The 20,445-nt window shown below is 61.7% G+C and carries 16 protein-coding genes and 1 pseudogene; 14 read left to right on the top strand and 3 right to left on the bottom strand.

Annotated features, from left to right (window positions below; translation table 11 throughout):
• Positions 1-15: 15 nt before the first annotated feature.
• The 6 genes from G474_RS23580 to G474_RS0116160 all read left to right on the top strand — a co-directional run bounded on the left by G474_RS23580 (position 16) and on the right by G474_RS0116160 (position 12,222).
• Positions 16-312: a hypothetical protein gene (locus tag G474_RS23580; protein ID WP_156919313.1), complete on the top strand. Its 297-nt coding sequence runs from the start codon at positions 16-18 to the stop codon at positions 310-312.
• A gap of 75 nt (positions 313-387) precedes the next feature.
• A complete protein-coding gene (locus tag G474_RS0116180) occupies positions 388-942 on the top strand; it encodes a hypothetical protein (protein ID WP_026687878.1) in 555 nt (184 codons plus the stop codon).
• Entirely contained in the window at positions 942-1,643 is a 702-nt protein-coding gene (locus tag G474_RS0116175; RefSeq protein ID WP_026687877.1) for a PIN domain-containing protein, read from the top strand. The genes G474_RS0116180 and G474_RS0116175 overlap by 1 nt, the downstream gene beginning before the upstream one ends.
• Positions 1,644-1,666: 23 nt before the next feature.
• Positions 1,667-8,080 carry a DEAD/DEAH box helicase gene (locus tag G474_RS0116170; protein WP_026687876.1) on the top strand — a complete coding sequence of 2,138 codons (6,414 nt, stop codon included), beginning with the start codon at positions 1,667-1,669 and terminating at the stop codon, positions 8,078-8,080.
• Positions 8,077-10,188, top strand: a complete 2,112-nt coding sequence (locus G474_RS0116165; protein ID WP_026687875.1) for a UvrD-helicase domain-containing protein — start codon at positions 8,077-8,079, stop codon at positions 10,186-10,188. The genes G474_RS0116170 and G474_RS0116165 overlap by 4 nt, the downstream gene beginning before the upstream one ends.
• A 450-nt stretch (positions 10,189-10,638) precedes the next feature.
• A complete protein-coding gene (locus tag G474_RS0116160) occupies positions 10,639-12,222 on the top strand; it encodes an inorganic phosphate transporter (protein ID WP_026687874.1) in 1,584 nt (527 codons plus the stop codon).
• A gap of 52 nt (positions 12,223-12,274) precedes the next feature.
• Here the strand turns inward: G474_RS0116160 and G474_RS0116155 are convergent, their stop codons facing one another.
• Positions 12,275-12,658, bottom strand: a complete 384-nt coding sequence (locus tag G474_RS0116155; RefSeq protein WP_026687873.1) for a hypothetical protein — start codon at positions 12,656-12,658, stop codon at positions 12,275-12,277.
• Between the two features lie 170 nt (positions 12,659-12,828).
• On the opposite strand from G474_RS0116155, the gene G474_RS0116150 reads away from it, so the two are divergent.
• Genes G474_RS0116150 through G474_RS23575 form a run of 3 tightly spaced genes read left to right on the top strand, consistent with a single transcriptional unit; the run spans position 12,829 to position 14,634 of the window.
• On the top strand, positions 12,829-13,452 hold the full coding sequence (locus tag G474_RS0116150; protein WP_245589386.1) for a DUF47 domain-containing protein: 624 nt from the start codon (positions 12,829-12,831) through the stop codon (positions 13,450-13,452).
• A gap of 7 nt (positions 13,453-13,459) precedes the next feature.
• Positions 13,460-14,470 carry an inorganic phosphate transporter gene (locus G474_RS0116145; RefSeq protein WP_026687871.1) on the top strand — a complete coding sequence of 337 codons (1,011 nt, stop codon included), beginning with the start codon at positions 13,460-13,462 and terminating at the stop codon, positions 14,468-14,470.
• Complete coding sequence (locus G474_RS23575; protein WP_156919312.1) at positions 14,467-14,634, top strand: flagellar basal body-associated FliL family protein; 168 nt, start codon at positions 14,467-14,469, stop codon at positions 14,632-14,634. Before G474_RS0116145 ends, G474_RS23575 begins: the two co-directional genes overlap by 4 nt.
• A 43-nt stretch (positions 14,635-14,677) precedes the next feature.
• Here G474_RS23575 and G474_RS0116135 read toward each other — a convergent pair whose 3' ends face one another.
• Complete coding sequence (locus tag G474_RS0116135; protein WP_026687870.1) at positions 14,678-14,899, bottom strand: YdcH family protein; 222 nt, start codon at positions 14,897-14,899, stop codon at positions 14,678-14,680.
• A 196-nt stretch (positions 14,900-15,095) separates the two neighbouring features.
• Here G474_RS0116135 and G474_RS0116130 point away from each other — a divergent pair, with 196 nt between their 5' ends.
• From G474_RS0116130 to htpG, 4 genes are all read left to right on the top strand, one after another.
• Positions 15,096-15,416 carry a hypothetical protein gene (locus G474_RS0116130; RefSeq protein ID WP_026687869.1) on the top strand — a complete coding sequence of 107 codons (321 nt, stop codon included), beginning with the start codon at positions 15,096-15,098 and terminating at the stop codon, positions 15,414-15,416.
• 70 nt (positions 15,417-15,486) lie between these two features.
• A complete protein-coding gene (gene greB, locus G474_RS0116125; protein WP_026687868.1) occupies positions 15,487-16,047 on the top strand; it encodes a transcription elongation factor GreB in 561 nt (186 codons plus the stop codon).
• Between the two features lie 127 nt (positions 16,048-16,174).
• Entirely contained in the window at positions 16,175-16,768 is a 594-nt protein-coding gene (locus tag G474_RS21255; RefSeq protein ID WP_211228135.1) for a Spy/CpxP family protein refolding chaperone, read from the top strand.
• 114 nt (positions 16,769-16,882) lie between these two features.
• Positions 16,883-18,796: a molecular chaperone HtpG gene (gene htpG, locus G474_RS0116115; RefSeq protein ID WP_026687867.1), complete on the top strand. Its 1,914-nt coding sequence runs from the start codon at positions 16,883-16,885 to the stop codon at positions 18,794-18,796.
• 85 nt (positions 18,797-18,881) lie between these two features.
• Here htpG and G474_RS0116110 read toward each other — a convergent pair whose 3' ends face one another.
• Positions 18,882-19,061 carry a hypothetical protein gene (locus tag G474_RS0116110; protein WP_156919311.1) on the bottom strand — a complete coding sequence of 60 codons (180 nt, stop codon included), beginning with the start codon at positions 19,059-19,061 and terminating at the stop codon, positions 18,882-18,884.
• 1,169 nt (positions 19,062-20,230) lie between these two features.
• On the opposite strand from G474_RS0116110, the pseudogene G474_RS23965 reads away from it, so the two are divergent.
• A pseudogene (locus G474_RS23965) lies at positions 20,231-20,445 on the top strand (IS110 family transposase); the annotation flags it as partial.

Genomic DNA, 20,445 nt, shown 5'->3' with positions numbered 1-20,445 from the left:
TACCACGAGCGACGCATGGTGTTCGATGCCTTTCTTGATCTGAGTATGCACCTGACTTGCCGGGGGCAGAGGGCGGACTTGGGCGTCGTCGGGCAGTTTTACCGCCACGTTTTCACTGCGTATTTCTGTTTTGACAAGGAACTGGCGGCGAAGCTGGAAAGATATTTCAAGGCATGTCATGCGGTAGCCGATTATGCGCGAACGCAAGAAGGTTTCGCAAAGCTGCCGGACGAGATTCAGAAGCAGCTGAAGTGGGTTCAAGAAAGCTCAGCGCCGCTTTTGGAAGAATTGAAGAAAGCTGTGCCTGCCTGAAGTTTGTTATTTCGATTTTTTCGTTTTTTTGGCGTATGCTTTTACCTGTGTCACATGAAATCACGGAGCCAGGCCATGCGTACTACTACCTACCCCAACAAGCCGGTCAAGGCATCGGCCGATGCAACCGCCTCGTTTCAGGCGCGTTGTGTAGCAACGCTACGCGCAGCCTTGCCGGAGGAGCTTGAGGCCCATGGCACGACGCTGCCGAAGGCAGATATTGATGCCATTGCCACCTCGCTTGCCCGCCGATTGAACAGGCTGGCCGATGTCTCCCTGGGTAAAAAAAGCGAGAAGGCCAAGGTGGTTTCCAGGGAGGAGTGGATCAGCACCCAGGAGGCGGCCAACCGTTGCGGTTTTTCCCGACCTTTTGTGGCTGCGCTCCTCGATTCGGGGGCCTATCAGGGCAAAGTGCAGCGTACGCCCGGCGGGCATCGCAAGGTGCTGGCTAGCGAGTTTGAGGCGCTGGTGGCCAAGGCTTCTGCGGAGGCTCCCAGGACGCTGGCTCAAGCTCGGAAGGCGGTGGATTTGAATCGGCAGAATGATGGCGAGGGTACGCCGCCCAAGGAGCGTAAGCAGTCTCGCGCCAGGGCGCAGGCGCTGGCCAAGAAGCTGGGTATTGCTTCCTGATGTTGCCGCTTTTTGTTCTTGCAGACGCCAATATTCTGGTCAAGGACGTGGTGTCTTACGTTTTTTTCGACCTTGCCAAGGCCGGAATCGTCGACCTGCGCTGGACTCCGCAGATCGAAGTGGAATACGCCAGGCATCGGGCTCGCTTGAGGGCACAGGCCAATCAGCGCGAGACGACCTTCGAAGACCTGGTTTGGGCGCAACAGCGCTTGGTGCCAATCAAGAAGTATCTGGTGCCTGGTTTCAGGCTGCCAGGTTGGGATGAGGACGGCGACCGGCTTGAACTGCTGAGAGGCAAGGATGCTTTTGCCTCGCTGATGCAGTTGCCCGACCCTGATGATGTGCATGTGGCACTGGCTGCCGCAGATTGGGCACACACCGAAGGTCGGGATGTGGTGCTCGTGACAGATAACCTGAAAGATTTGCCGGACGGTTTGCTGGAACCCTTTGGCGTGTTTCCTTTGCACCCCGGTGATGTGCTGCAACTGGTTTATCAGGCAGACTCGGAGCGGGTGAGCAAAAGCTTGCAGAAGACGGCAACTGACTTCAAAGACCCTGCCTTTTCTCTGGCGGACATGCTGACTTCAATTGCCAGTAGCCAGCAGTTTGATAATCGGGAACTGGCAGATGAACTGGCCTTGCGCTGGGGCCTTGCAGCGGCGGGTTCAGCGAAAGATGCTACCAGGGGCCAGCGCAAGTAGCCCCACACAGAAATAAGGACGACATGCTTCCCTCGCTTCTCGCCAAAGACATCCAGACCGGCCTCAAGCAGTTTCTCGTGGCTGCTTTTGAACCCGCAGACCCCTTCATGCATGGCTTGATGCGGCGTTTTGTCGAGGACGAGCGTACGTGGTTGAAGGGGCCTTATGTGCAGGTCGGCCTGCCCTTCGTGCCGGGTGCGTCAGGGCGGGATTTCTTTGCCGGATTCCAGACCGAGTTTCCAGGTTTCAGCCATCAGGAGCAGGCGTGGCGGCGGCTTTCCAGTCAGCATGAAGCGGCCAATACCCTGGTAGCAACCGGCACCGGCAGCGGCAAAACGGAGTGTTTCCTGTATCCGGTGCTGGACCATTGCGCCCGCGCCCTGCAGGCCGGGGAGGGTGGTATCAAGGCGCTGGTCATTTACCCGATGAATGCGCTAGCGACCGACCAGGCCCGGCGTATCGCCGAGCTGGTGGCGGGCGTGCCCGCATTTGCAGGGCTGCGGGTTGGCCTGTATGTGGGCGGTAATGCCAGCAAGAGCGGTGAGGGGATGGTGATGACGCCTCATTCGGTCATCACCGACCGGGCGACGCTCAGGAAGCACCCGCCTGACATCCTGCTCACCAACTACAAGATGCTCGACTACCTGATGCTGCGGCCGTTGGATCGTGAGCTGTGGGCATCGAATACGCCAACCACGCTGCGTTATGTGGTGGTCGATGAATTGCATACGTTCGACGGCGCGCAGGGCACTGACCTGGCGCTATTGCTGCGCCGACTGCGGGCGCGCCTGCAGATTGACCCGAAGCGCCTGATTTGTGCTGGCACCTCGGCAACATTGGGTAGCGGTTCGGATGCTACGCCACTGCGCGAGTATGCCCGCCAGGTGTTTGGCGTGCCCTTCGAGCCGGATTCGGTGGTGGTGGAAAGCCGTCAGTCGGTCGGCGTGTTCCTGGAAGATGCGATGGTGGACTTCATGTTCAGCTTCCATCGCGAGTGGATGGAGAAACTTGACCCGGTTTGCTACCGCTCGCCGGAGGCGGCTGTGGCTGCTTGGTTTGGTCTTTTCTTTCCCGACCAGCCTGCACCTGCGGACGTGACTGACCGCGCCTGGCGCAAGAGCCTGGGGTCTTTGCTCAAGCGGCACCAGCTATTTGTGAACTTGCTCAAGCTCCTCAAAGGCGGCGTGGCAAGCTACGACACACTCACCGAGGCTTTTGCGCGCAACATGCCCAGTGCTGGAAAGTCTGAAATCCGGCAGGTACTCGATGCATTGCTGGTGTTGATGGCCTGGGCCTTGCGGGATGGCGGGCAGCCTCTGGTGACGCTGCGCGTGCAGGTGTGGGTTCGGGAGCTGCGTCGCATGGTCGGCAAGCTTGCGGCGGATCCGGAGGAGCTCAGGCTGCGTAGCGAGCGGGATCTGCCGGGCGAGCGCGATGGGGTGTATCTGCCGATGGTTCAGTGCAGGCAGTGTCGCACCACCGGATGGATTTCCCGACTGGTGCAGGGCAGCAATAAGCTCTCGACCAACCTCGAAGAAATCTACAACACCTGGTTTTCTCGACGCCCGGAGGCAACCCGTTTCTACGCAGCTCGCAGTATTGGTCGCCCTCTGGCCGAGGGCATTGAAGAACAGGTGTGTGTGAGCTGCGGCAATGTGCAGCAAGGCAAGGCGGCGTGTCTCGCTTGCGGTCACCAGACCTTGATGCCGATTTATCGGGTGACGGCACAGCAGACCCGCGTAGTGGGCCAGGCGCAATATACCCATCACGACCCGACCTGCCCGGCGTGTGGCGAACGTGGTGAGCTGCAGCTGCTGGGTGCGCGTAACGCGACGCTGGGATCGCAGGTGGTGGAGAACAGCTGGGCCAGTCCTTTCAACGACGACAAGAAGCTGATTGCCTTCTCGGATTCGGTGCAGGACGCGGCGCACCGGGCGGGCTTCTTCGGTGCGCGGACCTACATGAATAACGTGCGTACCGCCTGGGCGCATGTCATGGATGAGCTGGGGCTCAAGGCCATGCCCTGGTCAGCTTTCATTGAGCAGGCTCGTGCCCGCTTCAATGAGCCAGGCTCTGTCTTGCACATGGAGCCAGCACAGCTGGTGTCGGAGTTTCTCGGGCCGAACATGGCCTGGCAGCACGACTGGTCCGTCGAGTTGCTGCAAAAGAACCACCTACCCGCTGACAGCCGTTTGCCGGCCAAGGTCAAGAAACGCCTGCTGTGGCAGCTGTTCAGCGATTTGACCTACCTGAGTCAGCGCGGCCGGACCCTTGAACGTATCGGCAAGGCAGTACTGGCGGTGCCCTGGGCGAGACTCAACCTCCTCGCGGAGCGTTTGTTGCCTGTATTTCGCGAGCAGTACGGTGCGCAAGCTATCGAGCAGGCCATCATTGCGCAATGGCTGTGGGGCATGCTGACCCGCATGCGTCAGCGCGGTGGGGTCATGGATCCTGAGCTGAGCGTGTATGCGGCGGATGGCAACGTTTTTGCACTGACCAAGACGGCAGGGCGGGGGGAGTGGCTGCCAGGGATGGGCGCGAATACGCCGCGGCCTATCTTCGTAACGCTCGGCAAGCACACTGACTTCGACAAGCTTGTCGGCTCAGGCCGGCTGACCTGGTATGAGCGTTGGGCGAACGTAGTGCTTGGGCAGCAGATGCTACTGGCGAAGGGCATGGCAGCGGACCTCTACGATGAGGCTATCCGCCTGCTGGTGGCCGACGGCGTGCTGATCAAGTCCAGTCATCACCAAGGCGACACGCTGGCACTCAATCCGGATGTATTGACGCTGTATGGTGAGGTGGCGTTTGTGGCGACCGAAGGCGGTAAGCGGCGTCTGGCGGTGCCGCGAACGGACGCAGAATGTTTGCTGGGTATGCCCTGCCTCGATGCCCTTGATGCGTGTTACGAGGCATTGATTCCGGATGCACAGGACTGGTGGGCACGGCGGTTTAGTCAGGGGGATCTGCGGCGGGTTATCCCAGCTGAGCACACTGGACTGCTGGAACGCTCGATGCGCGAAGCGCTGGAGAACCGTTTCAAGGACAAGCAGCCCCAGCCTTGGTACGAGAATCTGCTTTCGGCCACGCCGACACTGGAGATGGGGGTGGACATCGGCAGTCTGTCGTCGGTGTTGCTGTGCTCGGTGCCGCCCAACCAGGCAAGCTTTCTGCAACGGGTCGGCCGGGCAGGGCGCCGCGATGGCAATGCGATGACCACCACCTTGGCTGATGGCAACAGCCCGCACGACCTCTATTTCTTCGCCGAGACCGAGGAGATGATTGCCGGCGAGGTGTCGCCGCCGGGGGTTTTCCTGCAAGCGGCCGAGGTGCTCCGTCGGCAGTTGTTCGCCTTCTGCATGGACGACTGGGTTGCCGGTCTCGGTAATCAGAACGCCTTGCCGGATAAGACATCCCAGGCGCTGGACGTGATGGAGGCGAGCAAGCTCGACCGATTCCCCTATTTGTTCATCGACCATGTGCTGGCCCACGAGGAGCGCCTCTTCAATGGCTTCGTGCAGTTGCTGGAGGGCGATGTGGATGAGGTGGTGCGGGCGCGGCTGCTGGATTTCATGCAGGGGCAGGGCGACACGGATGGGTTGCGTAGCCGCTTGATGAAGGCGCTGACCGAACTGTTGGAAGAGCGGCGCAGCTACAAGAAGCGCAAGGATGAGCTCGACAAGGCGGTCAAGCAGCTCAGGCAGAAGCCTCAGGACGAGGCGACCAAGGCAGAAATCGACAATCTGCTGCGTGAGCGCGACAAGTTCATTGAGCTCATCAAGGAAATCAATGCTCGCGACCTGCTGGGGACGCTGACGGATTACGGCCTGATTCCCAACTACGCTTTTCCAGAGGCCGGAGTTCAGCTGAAGTCGGTGTTGTGGCGCCGACGGGGCGCGGACGAGCCTGGTCAAGGCAACTATGTCACGCTGAATACGCTGAAGTATGAGCGCCCGGCACAGTCGGCACTGTCTGAGTTCGCTCCGGAAAATCGCTTCTACGCCAACCAGCGGCGCGTGGAAGTGGATCAGATCAACATGAATCTGGCGAGAACTGAGGATTGGCGCTTCTGCCCCAGTTGCCACCACATGCAAAACCTGAGCGTGGAGCCGGATGTGCATCCGGTATGTCCGCGCTGTCATGATGCCATGTGGGGCGATGCGGCACAGCGCCGGACCTTGCTTCGCTTCCGCCAGGCGATTGCTAACAGCAATGATGCTGAAGTGCGCATTGACGATAGCGCAGAGGATCGCGAGCCGAAGTATTACGTACGCCAGCTGATGGCTGACTTCCTACCGGGCAGTGTGCGCGAAGCATGGCAGATTGCGGATGGTGCCTTGCCGTTTGGTTTCGAGTTCATCTCGCGGGTGACTTTCCGGGATGTGAACTTTGGCGAAATCGCCAAACCTGGCGAGGCTTTCAAGGTGGCCGACAAGGAGGCGTCAAGGCCGGGTTTCCGTTTGTGTCGATACTGCGGCAAGGTGCAGAAGCCGCCCCGGCGCAATGGAGAAGCGATAGAGCAGAACCATAGCTTCGACTGCCCCAAGCACGACAGCCATGACCCAGCCAATCTGCTGGAGTGCTTGTATCTGTATCGCGAGTTCGAGTCCGAGGCGCTGCGCATCCTGGTGCCATACACCAAGAATGGTGTTGATGAACGGGTCGTGCAGTCCTTTATGGCGGCTTTGCAACTGGGTCTGAAGCGCCGCTTCGGCGGCAAGGTGGACCACCTGCGCATGGTGCAGCAGGATGAGCCGGGCAAGGATGGTGGGCCACGTAAGTCTTATGTGATGCTGTACGACTCCGTGCCGGGCGGGACGGGCTATCTGCACCAGTTGCTGGCTCATGACGCGGGAACGCTCGCAGATGTTTTGCGGATGGCCCTGGAGGCGGTGACAAACTGTGCCTGCAACGCTGACCCGGAAAAAGATGGCTGCTATCGCTGCCTGTATCAGTATCGGCTGGGTCGCAGCATGGAGCAGGTGTCACGCGACAATGCCAAGGCTGTACTGACTGACTTGGTCGGGGCCTTGGGGCAGTTGCAGCGGGTCGACACGATTTCGGATATTTTCATCAACCCGAACTTCGACTCGGTGCTTGAGGCGCGTTTCATTGAGAGTCTTAAGCGTCTTAGTGGCGTTGGCGGGCTTCCATTGGTCAAACTCGTGCAGGACGTGGTCAATGGCAAAGCGGGTTGGGTGCTGGAAGTCGGCAACCAGCGTTATCGTATAGAGCCCCAGTGTGAGCTGGGGCCGATGTTGAACTTGACGACCTGGAGCAAGCCGGATTTCGTTATCTGGCCATGGTCGGTGACTTCAAAACGCAAGCCAGTCGCGGTTTTCTGTGATGGCTGGACGGATCACCAGCACAGCATGCGGGAAGATGCGCAGAAGCGCAGTGCCATTGTGGCCAGCGGTCAGTGCTGGGTGTGGTCAGTGACCCATGACGATGTGAAGGAGGCACTGGGTGGCCGCCTTGAGCATGATCTGGAATCGCCACTGGTTGCGCTATCGCGCCACGATGGTAGCAAGGCGCCGCCGCATATACCCCGAGCCCAGGAAAAAGCCTTCACTCAGCATGCGGTGGCACGCCTACTCGCGTGGTTGGCGACACCTGGGGACAGTGATAAGGATCCGGTGGCACAGGCGCAGCTCCAGCGCAATGCGCTCTGGCTGGGTTTCCTGATGATTCCCTCGACGCCGGCTGACAAGCTGGTTTGTGATGGCCAGCTTGCGCAGTGGTTGCCGCGTTTGCCCGAGACGATTAAGACGCCAGGAAGCGGATTTGCGCCCAGTCTCGGATTGTCCTCGGGGAGCTGCACAGTTGTGGGCTGGTGGCCCATGGTCTGGGCCAGCCCGACGCCGCCGGAGTCGGACTGGCGCGCGCCCGGTGTTGTGGTGCTCGATGAGACGGCGGTGGAGAACGCTGAGCAGCGTCATGCCGCGTGGCGACGCTGGCTGCAGCTTTTTAACGCAATGCAGTTTCTACCAGGTATGTTGATGGCCACAGGAAGCGGACTCGATGGCCATGACTATGAGGTGCTCCTGAACAAGCAGGAGGCGGCAGGAACTCCCGCTGCTGGTGCGTTGGGGCAGGCAGCCATGCTCGCCGTTTGGGAGACAACCCTGGCGCAAACGCTAGATGTCTTGCGTCCCGGGCTGCGTCGCTGTGCCGAAGCGGGGGCCACCGTGCCTGAGGTGGGACTGGAGCTGGCAGATGACAAGGGGCGGGTGCTGGCTGACGCGGAACTGGCGTGGCCTGGTGAAAGATTAGTTGTGCTGCGTGACGATCAGGCAGATCTGAGCGAGGTTTGGGCTGCGGCACAGTGGCAAGTGGTGGAACTGGACGAAGGACTGCTCACAGTGGGGGCTGCTCCATGGGAGGGTGTGGTGGCGACTGCGCTGGGTCTGATCCTGGACAAGGAGGAACAACAATGAGCTTCAAGCCGAAAGTCGCACTGGCGCAGGATTTTTTATTGCAACTAGCCCGCTTACCGGTGTCGGTGCACTCAAAGGTCATGAAATGGGCCATTCTGTTTCAGGCTGACCCGACGAGTTCAAGTATCAACTACGAGAACATCAACGGTGCCAGGGACTCCAACCTGAAGTCGGTTCGTCTCGACAAGGATTGGCGCGGCATTGTGTTTAAACCGTCAAAGGGCGATGTCTATGTGCTGCTCTATGTTGATCACCATGATGATGCCTACCGCTGGGCGGAGAACCGCAAGCTGACCATCAATCCGGTGACCGGGGCAATGCAGATGGTGACGATTGAGCAGGTGGTTGAGCAGACGGCCGGGACAGGGCCTACAGAGCAGCAAGCCCCCGATTACGCCGTCCCGGCTACCGCTGTTGAGCCGGTTTCAGCGCCGCTTTTTGGTGAGCTCTCCGACACGGAACTGATGAGTCTCGGGGTGCCAAAGGAGCTTATCTCCAGCGTGCGGAGGATTTGTTCCGAGGAGGCTCTTGATGCCTTGCAGCCTCGTCTGCCCGCCGAGGCCTACGAGGGGCTGTTCCTTGTGGCGGCGGGCGATAGCGTGAACCTGGTGCTGCAGTCCCGTGAAACCCGGGTGGATCAGACCATCGACACCAGCGACTTTGCCGCGGCGTTGGCGACGGCCGAATCACAGTCCCGCTTTGTGGTGGTCGATGACGACGAGGCCATGCAGGCCATCATGAACGCGCCGCTCGCTCAGTGGCGTGTCTTCCTGCATCCGACGCAGAACAAGCTTGCACGGGGTGATCGTAGCGGTCCGGTGCGAGTGCTTGGCGGTGCCGGTACAGGCAAGACAGTACTCGCGATGCACCGCGCCAAGTGGCTGGCAGAGAACCGCGCCCTGGGCGGCAAGAAAGTGCTCTTTACCACCTTCACGCGGAACCTCGCCTTCGACATCGAGGAGAACCTGAAGACCCTGTGCAGTGCGAACACGATGGCGAAAATTGAGGTGAAGAACCTTGATGCCTGGGTGGGGGGCTTCATGCGTACGCGCAAACTGGAGCACCGCATCGTCTACGACCGCAAGCAGGATGGGGCGCTGCAGGCTTGGCAATCAGCGCTGGCTACCAAAGACGCCACGCTCGATCTTCCCGATAGTTTTTACTCGGATGAGCTTGAGCAGGTAGTGCTTGCACAGGGCATCACCACTTTGGAGCAATACCGAACCGCCCGGCGGATTGGCCGTGGCGTGATTCTGAGCCGGGCCAAGCGTGATGCGGTGTGGCCTGTCTTTGAGGAGTATCGCGGGCAACTCGCGTTGCGTAAGCTCAAGGAGGTCGACGACGCTTATCGGGAAATTTCTGAGATGATTGCGACGGAGCAAGACTCAGACCTTGGCTATGCGTCCATCGTCGTTGATGAGACCCAGGATTTCGGGCCGCAGGCCTTGAAGCTGCTGCGCGCGATGATTGTGCAAGGACCCAACGACCTTTTCTTCGTTGGTGATGGGCATCAGCGCATCTACAGTCGCAACCGTGCGGCGATGAGTCGTTGTGGTATCGACATCCGTGGTCGGTCGCGCAAGCTCTACCTGAACTACCGAACCACAGACGAAATCCGCCACCAGGCGGTAGCGTTGTTGGAAGGCTGCGAAATCGACGACCTGGATGATGGCCAGGATGAAAGCAAACGCTACAAGTCTTTGTCACATGGCCCGCAACCAGAGATGCGGAAGACATCGGGGATAGAGGAGGCTGCTCAAGCGGCCACAGCCTTTATCCTGCACTGGCGTAGTGAGCAAGCCGAGCATGAGAGCTTGTCCTTCTGCGTGGTGAGCAACAGCGAAAAGAGCCGTGACGCCTTGGGGCAGCAACTTCAGGCTGCTGGCATCGCCTCTATCCCTATTACTGCGCAGAGCAACCATGCAGATGCTCGTAATGTGGTGCATCTGGCCACGATGCATCGCGCGAAGGGGTTGGAGTTTGACTGCGTCATCATAGTTGCCCCTGAGTCCTATCTGGATCCGATGGAAGAAACTGCAGGGCAACGCCGCCTTCTGTATGTGGCTTTGACGAGGGCAAAGCGCGGGGCATTGTTGTTAATGGTTTAGGGGGGCAGGACAATTCATCGTGATTCAAGTGCGACTTTCCTCAATGAGTCGGAAAAGCTCGGAAACACGCATCACTAGACGATTTCCGCCATTTGCCGCCACCAATAGGAAAGGGGCGAAACTTGCCGTCCCGTCAAATGCTACCGGAATCGCCTGGAATAGTAGTGTTCCACCTTTTGGTTGGAGCTCTTGAATGATCGGTTGCAGCAGTAAGTCGTCTTTTTAGTGGTCCCGCTAATGTGTCGATATTTCCATGAAAAATCGACAGGTTTTCCTGACCTGTCGTCACGGACGACATATGGGGTAGATGTGTCGATGAAATCGCGTTTTGTCGTCATGTTGTCTGGAGGCCCGGCCGTCCCGGCTGCGCGGCTTGATTCGCTATCCTTGTAACGTGTTTGTAGCATCTGTGAAACAATACGCCCCGCTTCAAGAACAGCGGGAGAGGGCATGGAGCTCAAACATATCAATGACATAGAGAAGGCCACCAGGAAGGGCCAGAGCGAGTTGTTCCGGTTGGGGATCGCGTTGCTCTTCATCGTGGGGGTGATGCTCTATTCGAGCACCCTGGATGTGAGCGGCCATGGCAGCCTGATGCTGGTGATTGCCGCCATGATCGGCGGTTACATGGCCATGAACATCGGCGCCAACGATGTGGCCAACAACGTGGGGCCGGCGGTGGGGTCCCACGCCATCACCATGGGGGGGGCGCTGCTGATTGCCGCTATCTTCGAGGCGGCGGGAGCGTTGATTGCCGGGGGGGATGTGGTGACCACGATCCGCAGCGGCATCATCGATCCCAGCCGCATTCCCAGCGGCGATACCTTTGTCTGGCTGATGATGGCGGCCCTGCTGGCCGGGGCCGTGTGGCTCAACTTCGCCACCGCCGTGGGGGCGCCCGTGTCCACCACCCATTCCATCGTCGGCGCGGTGCTGGGGGCCGGGGCGGCGGCGGCAGGGCTGGAGGTGGTCAACTGGGACACCATGACGGAAATCATCGCCAGCTGGGTGGTGTCGCCCCTCCTGGGCGGGGTGTTCGCGGCGGGCTTTTTGTACCTGATCAAGCGCAGCATCACCTACCAGCAGAACATGGTGCAGGCCGCCGTGAAGATGGTGCCCATCCTGGTGGCGCTGATGGCCTGGACTTTCACCACTTACCTGATGCTCAAGGGGCTGAACAAGGTCTGGAAAGTGAGCGTGGTGTTTGCCAGCCTGGCGGGCCTGGGGGTGGGGGTGGCCGTGCTGGCGCTGCTGCGCCCCCTGCTGCGGGCGCGCATGCACCGCATCGAGAACACCAAGGAAAGCGTCAATCAGCTGTTTACCCTACCCCTGATCTTTTCGGCGGCGCTGCTCAGCTTCGCCCACGGGGCCAACGATGTGGCCAACGCCATCGGCCCCCTGGCGGCCATCTTTGACGCCGTGCGTTCTGCCGGTGGCCAGGTGGCGGACAAGGCGGCGATTCCCCTGTGGGTGATGATGGTGGGGGCCCTGGGCATTTCCGTCGGCCTGGCCCTGTTCGGGCCCAAGGTGATCCGCACCGTGGGGTCGGAGATTACCGAGCTGGACAAGATGCGCGCCTACTGCATCGCCATGGCGGCCACCATCACGGTGATCGTGGCGAGCCAGATGGGGCTGCCGGTGAGCTCCACCCACATCGCCGTGGGCGGGGTGTTCGGCGTGGGCTTCCTGCGGGAATACCTCAAGGCCAACTATGCCCGCATGGAGGACGAGATCCGGGCGCACCACCCGGAGGGGGACCTGCTGGCCATCAACGCCTTCCTGGCCCGCTTCAAGACGGCCACCCTGCAGCAGAAGGGGGTGATGCTGGCGGAGCTGAAGCTGCAGTCCAAGCTGCAGATGGACCCGGCCAACTTTTCCAAGCTGGAGCGCAAGGGTTTGAAGAAGGTGTATCGCCAGGAGCTGGTGAAGCGTTCCCAGCTGATCAAGATTGCGGCAGCCTGGGTGATCACCGTGCCGGCCTCCGCCCTCATGGCGGCCATGATCTTCTACATGATCAAGGGGCTGATGGGCTGAAGTCCGAGGTGGTGCAGGAGCAGCGGCGTTTCCTGGCGGGAACGCCGTTTCTTCATGGGGACTCGGGCAGGTAGGCCGCTTCCTCGAAGGGCTGCAGCTGGGGTTGCAGCACCCCGTAGATGAGCACGTGCCGGGCGGATACCGGGTCGAAGGCCACCGGGACGATGGCCAGGGGGGCCTGGGCCGCCTCCGGGCCCTGGGCGGCAAGCCAGGCCCGGGCGGCTTCCCGGGCGGCAGCAAAGCTGGGGAACAGTCCCTGCAGGCGGCCATCCCGGATGGGCAGGAAGCCGAGGCTGGCCTGGTCCAGCAGCTGGTCGCGGCCCAGGTACTGGACGCCGTAGCCATGGGCAGGGCGGGGCAGGGGCAGGTCTTCCAGGCGGAAAGGGTCGCCAAAGGCCCGGGGATCGTCGGGGTCGAAGGAGGGCGGGGCTTGCATGGGCGGCTTTTTACCACGGTTTGGCGTTTGCCGGCGCGCTCCCGCCCGGCTTGCAGTCCCGGCCGGAGCCGGGGCGCCATCGCCCTTTTGCCGCTGTAACACACCGAGTCCGGCAGGCTGCTAGAATCGGGCCACCTTGTTCCGTGGCCTATCCCATGTTCGCGCGCTTCATGCCCCAAGAGGGCCGCTTCTTCGAGCTGTTCAACGCCCACGCCCAGCAGGTGGTGGATGGGGGGCAGGCCCTGGTGTCCCTGATGGCTTCCCTGGTGGATTCCCCCCGGGAGGCCATGGCTCATGCCCAGGCCATCGACCTGTTCGAGAGCAAGGCGGACAAGATCACCAGCGACACCCTGGCCCTGATCCACACCTCCTTCATCACCCCCTTCGACCGGGACGAGATCCATAAGCTCACCAACGGGCTGGACGACATTCTCGACACCATCCAGGACGTGGCCGAATCCCTGACCCTCTACGACATCCGCCGGGTCACCCCGGAAGCCCGGCAGCTGGCCGACCTCTGCCTGTCCTGCTGCCTGCGGGTGCGCACCGTGGTGGGGCTGCTGGATTCCATGAACAACGCCACCGGGATCATGAAGACCTGTGCCGAGATCCACCAGCTGGAATCGGACGCGGACCGGGTGCTGCGCACCGCCATGTCGCGGCTGTTCCGGGACGAGGCGGACGTGCGCCAGGTGATCAAGCTCAAGGTGGCCTACGAACTGCTCGAAGCCGTGACCGATCGTTGCGAGACCGTGGCCGGCATCATCGAAGCCATCGTGCTGGAAAACTCCTGAGCACCCCATGGATGCCCTGCACATCAGCCTTGCGACGCTGATCTTCCTGGTTTTTCTGGCCCTGGTCTTCGACTTCCTCAACGGGTTTCACGACGCGGCCAACTCCATCGCCACCATCGTTTCCACCGGGGTGCTGAAACCCTATCAGGCGGTGATGTGGGCGGCCTTCTTCAACGTGGCGGCGCTCTTCGTGTTCCATCTCAAGGTGGCGGCCACCATAGGCACCGGCATCGTCGATGCCTGGGCCGTGGATCAGATGGTGGTGTTCGCCGCCCTGGTGGCGGGTATCGCCTGGAGCCTCATCACCTGGTATTTCGGCCTGCCCATTTCCGCCTCCCATGCCCTGATCGGCGGCCTGGTGGGCGGCGCCCTGGTCAAGGCCGGCCCCGCCGCCCTGCAGTGGGAAGGGCTGGGCATGGTGCTGGCCTTCATCGTCCTCTCGCCCCTGCTGGGGATGTTGCTGGGCGGCGGCATGCTGGTGCTGGTCTCCTGGCTGTGCCGGCGCCAGATGCCGCGCCGCATGGACCGCTGGTTCCGGCGCCTGCAGCTGGTTTCCGCCGCCCTCTACAGCCTCGGGCACGGGGGCAATGACGCCCAGAAAACCATAGGGGTGATCTGGATGCTGCTGCTGGCGGCCGGCGTGTCCCAGAGCGACGACCCGGTGCCCCTGTGGGTGGTGGTGGTCTGCCATCTGGCCATGGGGCTGGGCACCCTGTTCGGGGGCTGGCGCATCGTCAAGACCATGGGGCAGCGCATCACCAAGCTCACCCCCATGGGGGGCTTCTGCGCCGAAACCAGCGGTGCCTTTACCCTGTTCGTGGCCACCTCCCTGGGGATACCCATTTCCACCACCCATACCATCACCGGCTCCATCGTCGGGGTAGGCTCGGCCCGGCGTCTGTCCGGGGTGCGCTGGGGGGTGGCGGGAGGCATCCTCTGGGCCTGGGTGCTGACCATTCCCAGCTGCGCCCTGATCGCGGCCATGGCCTGGGAACTCGGGCAGTTCTTCCTGCCATGAGGGGGCTGGCCTACCTGTTGTTCCTGGCGGCCCTGGCCGGGCTGGTGTGGTGGCTGCCGGTGCTCTGGGAGCTGGCCCTGGCGGGTGCCATCGGTGGAGCCTACTGGGCCTTCTTCGCAGCCGGCGGCGGGGCGGAGGAGCAGGGGCCGGAAGACCAGGGCTAGCCGGCTGATGCATGGCCCGGGCTCTCCCGGGCTGCGGGGGGAGTCAGGCGGGTTCGTCCGGGGTGAGCAGGGCTTCCACTTCCCATATCTGGTCGCGCAGCTGCAGCTTGCGCTTTTTCAGGCGGGGCACCAGCAACTGGTCCGGTGGCGGGTTTTCCGCCAGGTGGCTGATGACCTGATCCAGGTCCCGGTGTTCCATGATCAGGGCCTGCAGACGTGCCTGGTAACGCTCCAGGTCCTCGGGGGTCAGGGGGGGATTGGCCATGGTGTGTCCGTGGGAGTCCGTGCCGCGCCATCTTACCGTGAAAGTCGTCCGGGGCGAGGGGAACAGCGTCTTCCGAACCCGGGGCATTCAGGCCATGGTGCCCGGGGGGCGGGCAATTGTGACAAGCAAAAGGTGACGCCGAGCCTCCTTTCCGGCATAAAATCGGCCTGTATCCAAGAACAGAGAGGAGAGGGCCATGACTTATCACATCATCGTCAGTTTCGCCAAAGACCGTGCCTACGAATTCAAGTCGGCCAGCGGCGAGGTCAGCGTCACCACCCAGGAAGAGGCCAGACGCTGGCTGGACAAGGAGTTCGCCGACCTGAAATGCGAGATCACCAGCCCCACCGGCAAGATCCTGATCATCGACAAGCTGCTGGCCGTGGCCAGAACCGTGGGCGAATCCCGTTTTTCCCAGGAAAACGAGTGGGCCCGGCAGTATGCCCGCAACGTGGCCTTGACCCTGGGGCGTGACCTGGTGCGGGTGGACGTGGAGCACATGCGCCTGGGCTACTGAGCTTTCCTGACCCCCTGGTTGTCATCCGCTGCCCGGCCTGACCGGGCAGCCTGTTTTTTTCGAGAGGTTTATGAGCAAGGCTTTCACCCGGGAACCGGAAGGGGATGAGGAGGACGACGAACTCTCCCCGTCCCTGAAGCTGCCCCCCGGCAGCAAGAACTACATCACGCCGGCCGGCCATGCGCGCCTGCTGGAGGAGCAGGAGTTCCTGATCAAGGTGGAACGCCCCAAGGTGGTGGAGGTGGTGGCCTGGGCCGCCTCCAACGGGGACCGTTCCGAAAATGGCGATTACCTGTACGGCAAGAAGCGCCTGCGGGAGATAGACCGGCGCATCCGCTTCCTGGGCAAGCGCCTGGACAACGCCCAGGTGGTGGACCCCACCCTGCAGGGGGAAAACGACCAGATCTTCTTCGGGGCCACGGTGACCCTGAGTTTCGACGGGGAGGCGGAACAGGTGTTCAGCATCGTCGGCATCGACGAGGCGGACGCCTCCCGGGGGCGCATCAGCTGGATTTCTCCCCTGGCCCGGGCCCTGATCAAGGCCCGGGAGGGCGACGCCATCCGCTTCCAGACCCCCGCCGGCGTGCGGGAAATCGACATCCTCGAAGTGCGCTACCAGCCCCTGGACTGAGCCAGGCCGCTGGAGCGGCCCGGCTTAACCTGGCGCAACAGGATTTACCTGTTTTTGCCTGAACCGCCCTTCCGGCCACGTCGGGGGGGCGGCAGAATTCCGGCCACACCCACAACCGGAGTCCAGCATGCAGGTCCCTTTCTTCTCCCGTCTTTTTGTCTTGCTCTGCTTCATCGCCCTGGGCGCCTGTTCGTCCCCCATGGGCGGACGGGAAGGTGGCCCGGCTGGTCCGGAGTCAGGGCGGGGCGGCGGCGGGGGCAGCCAGATGGTGGTGGAATCCCTGCAGCAACAGCTGCGGGACACCGCCGAGGCGCTCAAGCTGACACCCCGGCAGGCGGTGCTCTGGGACGCCTACCAGGACGCCGTGGCCGCCCTCATGGCCGACCAGCTCAAGCTGGAACCCGTGCAGGCCCGGCGCCAGGATGCGCCCCGGCAGATCGAAGCCCGGGTGGCGGTGGTGCGCAACCGGCTCACGGCTATGGAAGACCTGGCCCAGCGGGCCGAGATGCTCTACCAGTCCCTGGACGAGCAGCAGAAAAAGGTGGCCGACCAGCGCCTGCCGGCCACGGTGCCCGCCCTCTATTCGGGCCTGGTCTGCCAGGGCGGCGGCAACCAGGAGCGCGGCGGCCCCGAGCGGAGCGGCATGGGGCCCGGCGGCCGCGGCGGCATGGGCGGTGGCGGGATGGGGGGCAACATGGGCGGCGGCATGGGCCGCTTCTGAGGGCGGTTGGGACCCGGCTTGGGGCCGGGCCCGGTTTTTTCCGGCCGGGGGCTTGAAATGGCGTAAACCGGCCGCATTTCCCCTTCCATTGCCTTCAATGGGAGAACACCACACATGACTACCGCGACCAAGGAGACCCTGGGCTTTCAGGCAGAAGTGAAGCAGCTGCTGCATCTGATGATCCATTCCCTCTACAGCAACAAGGAAATCTTCCTCCGGGAGCTGATCTCCAACGCTTCCGACGCCTGCGACAAGCTGCGCTTCGAAGCCCTCAACAACGCCGCCCTGTATGGCGATGACTCCGAACTGAAGATCCGCGTTGCCTTCGACAAGGAAGCCCGCACCATCACCATCTCCGACAACGGCATCGGCCTGTCCCGGGAAGAGGCCATTGCCCACCTGGGCACCATCGCCAAGTCCGGCACCAAGGAATTCTTTACTGCCCTGACCGGCGACCAGGCCAAGGACGCCCACCTGATCGGCCAGTTCGGGGTCGGCTTCTACTCCTCCTTCATCATCGCCGACCGGGTCACCGTGGTTTCCCGCCGTGCCGGGCTGCCCGCCGACCAGGCCGTGTGCTGGGAATCCGGCGGCGAAGGCGACTTCTCCGTGGAAATGGTGGAAAAGGCCGGGCGCGGCACCGACGTGATCCTGCACCTGCGCGAAGGGGAAGACGAATTCCTCAATGCCTGGCGGCTGAAATCCATCATCCGCAAGTACTCCGACCACATCACCCTGCCCATCCTGATGGCCGGCGAAAAGTGGGACGAGGAAAAGAAGGAACAGGTGCCCAGCGGCGAGGACGAAACTGTCAACCAGGCCAGCGCCCTGTGGGCCCGCAGCAAGTCGGACATCACCGACGAGCAGTACAAGGAGTTCTACAAGCACGTGGGCCATGACTTCGAGGACCCGCTCACCTGGGTCCATGCCAAGGTGGAAGGCAAGCAGGAATACACCCAGCTGCTCTACATTCCCGCCCGGGCCCCCTTCGACCTGTGGGACCGCAACGCCCGCCACGGGGTGAAGCTCTACGTGAAGCGGGTCTTCATCATGGACGACGCGGAAAAGCTGATGCCCCTCTACCTGCGCTTCGTGCGCGGCGTGGTGGATTCCGCCGACCTGCCCCTCAACGTCTCCCGGGAAATCCTCCAGGAAAGCAAGGACATCGAAGCCATCCGCAACGGCTGCAGCCGCAAGGTGCTCTCCATGCTGGAAGCCCTGGCCGACAGCGACGAGGCGGAAGAAAAGGAAAAGTACGCCAAGTTCTGGGGCGAATTCGGCAAGGTGCTGAAAGAAGGCGTGGGCGAAGACTTCGCCAACAAGGAAAAGATCGCCGGCCTGCTGCGCTTTGCCTCCACCCACGGGGACACCCCCGAGGAAACCGTCTCCCTCAAGGACTACATCGGCCGCATGAAGGAAGGCCAGGAAAAGATCTACTACGTCACCGCCGAATCCTTCAAGGCCGCCCAGAACAGCCCGCACCTGGAAATCTTCAGGAAGAAGGGCATCGAAGTGCTGCTGCTCTCCGACCGGGTCGATGAATGGGTGGTGGGCAACCTCACCGAGTTCGACGGCAAGCCCCTGCAATCCGTGGCCAAGGGCGGCCTGGACCTGGGCAAGCTGGAAGACGAAGCCGAAAAGCAGGAAGCCGAAAAGGCCGCCGACGAATACAAGGAGCTGATCGAAAAGGTCAAGACCTCCCTGGGCGAACGGGTCAAGGACGTGCGCGTCACCCACCGGCTGACCGACTCCCCCTCCTGCCTGGTGACCGAGGACTTCGACGTTTCCGGCAACCTGGCCCGCATCCTCAAGGCCGCCGGCCAGAAGGCCCCGGAGGTGAAGCCCATCCTGGAAATCAACCCCAGCCACCCGGCCGTGCAGCGCCTCAAGTACGAAGAAACCCGCTTCGACGACTGGGCCGCCCTGCTCTTCGAACAGGCCGAACTGGCCGAAGGGGGCCAGCTGGAAGACCCGGCCGGCTTCGTGAAGCGCATCAACGACCTGATGCTGGCCCTGTCTGGCAAATAAGCCACCCCGCCCCTCAGCCCCCCAAGGCCGGCCTAGCGCCGGCCTTTCTCATTTCCGCCCCCGGGGGCCATCCCGGTAGGCCCGCTCAAAAGCGCAGCAGCACCACCAGAAACAGCACCAGAACCAGGTAATGGAGCCATTTAAGCCAGGCCGCCATGGGTAGTACCGGGCGGGCCCTGGCGAAACGGCAGACCAGCAGGGAAGCGCCGCCCAGGACCAGGGGCAGCAATAGGTAGGGCAGGTAAGAGCGATGCTTGACGCTCAAGGCCCCGGCAAAAACAAAAGCCAGCAGCAAAGCGCCGGCGTAATTCCCCTGCCAACGGGAGCCAACACTCCAGGCCCCACGGCAATGACGGCAGCGGGGATGGGGGCCTATCCCCTGGGCCGAATGCAGCAGAGCCAGACAGGAAATCTCCGGCGCCCCACAGGTAGGGCAGGGGCGGAGGTTTGCTGGTTGGGGGTGGGGGGAGGGCATGGGTATGGAAGGGGCTGGTTATTGGATTGGGCGGGAGTTCGGCCATTGCTGCCATTGGCCTAGCCTGCGGTATCGGGCGGCAATGTGGTGGTTAACTGCCGTTCAGGCGGTGATGGCATCGAGCGACAGCTTCTCTATCCTGCGAATTCACACATTCGACCCTTTGCGGACATACTGGATTTGGAAAGCAGTCGTTCAGGAACGTAGAGCTAACCGGCGCTGCGCAGCTTTATCGCGCAGCGTCCAGCGACCGAAGGGAGCGAGGTTGAGAGCCATGTTATGGCTCATTTTGGTTTCGTATTGCTTTCTTCTTGAGCGGTAATTAGCCCGTTCTGAACAGTAAAGACCAAGTACTGCTCAAATTCCGACTCATAGCCTATGTGCACATATCGCACACGCTTTCCACGAGGGACAACAAGTTTTCCCGTATACCACTCCGCGTGGACGGGCCCTGTGGCATCGGGAAAGAAGACGGAGAGCGGAATCTGCTCCGGCGATTCTCTGCATGGGTTCGCTGCGAGAGACCTTAGAAAAAGTTTCTTATCCAGAATAAACCATCGACCTTGATACCTTCGCCAAGACCCAGTGCATACGTCTTGTGCAAGTTTCTCCAGTTTGGGAATTTCATTCTGGTTGTTAGCCAAATAAGTTGTGAACGGCTCAGAAAAAAGACTTTGCTCCACACCATCCAATTCGATCAATTCTGGTATTTGGGCTGTGGCATAGGAGCAATGGGTTACAAGTAACAAGAGAGCGAAGAGAAAGGCGCGTGTCATTCCTGAGCCATAACGTGAAGGTAACCGGCCGCCGGAGCGCGAAGCGCGGAGGGAACCCGCAAGCGTAGCTTGCGGGCGGTCCGTGTTGACTGATGGGATGGACTCCCCCGTCTTTTTGGCGCGGAATAAGCGCCTCCGGTGCTCATGGGGATGGGGATCGGGTTTCGACGAAAGGAGTCCGAAATGCATGCTACTACCGTTGCAGTGGATCTGGCCAAGAGTGTATTCCAAATCGCTATTGCAGATGGCAATTGGAAGCTTGTCGAGCAGCAGCGGCTGACCCGACACCAGTTCGAGCGCTGGTTCCAGAACCGGAGCATTGGGCTGGTGGTGATGGAAGCCTGCGGCTCCGCCCACCACTGGGGGCGCTGGCTCAATCGACTGGGCATCCCGGTGAA

Source organism: Azovibrio restrictus DSM 23866 (assembly GCF_000429665.1).
Taxonomy (GTDB): domain Bacteria; phylum Pseudomonadota; class Gammaproteobacteria; order Burkholderiales; family Rhodocyclaceae; genus Azovibrio; species Azovibrio restrictus.
Note: the sequence above shows the minus strand (reverse complement) of the source record. Positions and strands in the feature narration are given on the sequence as shown.

Excerpts from the sequence above, each read along its gene's own strand:
- G474_RS23580 (WP_156919313.1), top strand. The coding sequence starts at position 16 with ATGGTGTTCGATGCCTTTCTTGATCTGAGTATGCACCTGACTTGCCGG.
- G474_RS0116180 (WP_026687878.1), top strand. The coding sequence starts at position 388 with ATGCGTACTACTACCTACCCCAACAAGCCGGTCAAGGCATCGGCCGAT.
- G474_RS0116175 (WP_026687877.1), top strand. The coding sequence starts at position 942 with ATGTTGCCGCTTTTTGTTCTTGCAGACGCCAATATTCTGGTCAAGGAC.
- G474_RS0116170 (WP_026687876.1), top strand. The coding sequence starts at position 1,667 with ATGCTTCCCTCGCTTCTCGCCAAAGACATCCAGACCGGCCTCAAGCAG.
- G474_RS0116165 (WP_026687875.1), top strand. The coding sequence starts at position 8,077 with ATGAGCTTCAAGCCGAAAGTCGCACTGGCGCAGGATTTTTTATTGCAA.
- G474_RS0116160 (WP_026687874.1), top strand. The coding sequence starts at position 10,639 with ATGGAGCTCAAACATATCAATGACATAGAGAAGGCCACCAGGAAGGGC.
- G474_RS0116155 (WP_026687873.1), bottom strand. The coding sequence starts at position 12,658 with ATGCAAGCCCCGCCCTCCTTCGACCCCGACGATCCCCGGGCCTTTGGC.
- G474_RS0116150 (WP_245589386.1), top strand. The coding sequence starts at position 12,829 with ATGCCCCAAGAGGGCCGCTTCTTCGAGCTGTTCAACGCCCACGCCCAG.
- G474_RS0116145 (WP_026687871.1), top strand. The coding sequence starts at position 13,460 with ATGGATGCCCTGCACATCAGCCTTGCGACGCTGATCTTCCTGGTTTTT.
- G474_RS23575 (WP_156919312.1), top strand. The coding sequence starts at position 14,467 with ATGAGGGGGCTGGCCTACCTGTTGTTCCTGGCGGCCCTGGCCGGGCTG.
- G474_RS0116135 (WP_026687870.1), bottom strand. The coding sequence starts at position 14,899 with ATGGCCAATCCCCCCCTGACCCCCGAGGACCTGGAGCGTTACCAGGCA.
- G474_RS0116130 (WP_026687869.1), top strand. The coding sequence starts at position 15,096 with ATGACTTATCACATCATCGTCAGTTTCGCCAAAGACCGTGCCTACGAA.
- greB (WP_026687868.1), top strand. The coding sequence starts at position 15,487 with ATGAGCAAGGCTTTCACCCGGGAACCGGAAGGGGATGAGGAGGACGAC.
- G474_RS21255 (WP_211228135.1), top strand. The coding sequence starts at position 16,175 with ATGCAGGTCCCTTTCTTCTCCCGTCTTTTTGTCTTGCTCTGCTTCATC.
- htpG (WP_026687867.1), top strand. The coding sequence starts at position 16,883 with ATGACTACCGCGACCAAGGAGACCCTGGGCTTTCAGGCAGAAGTGAAG.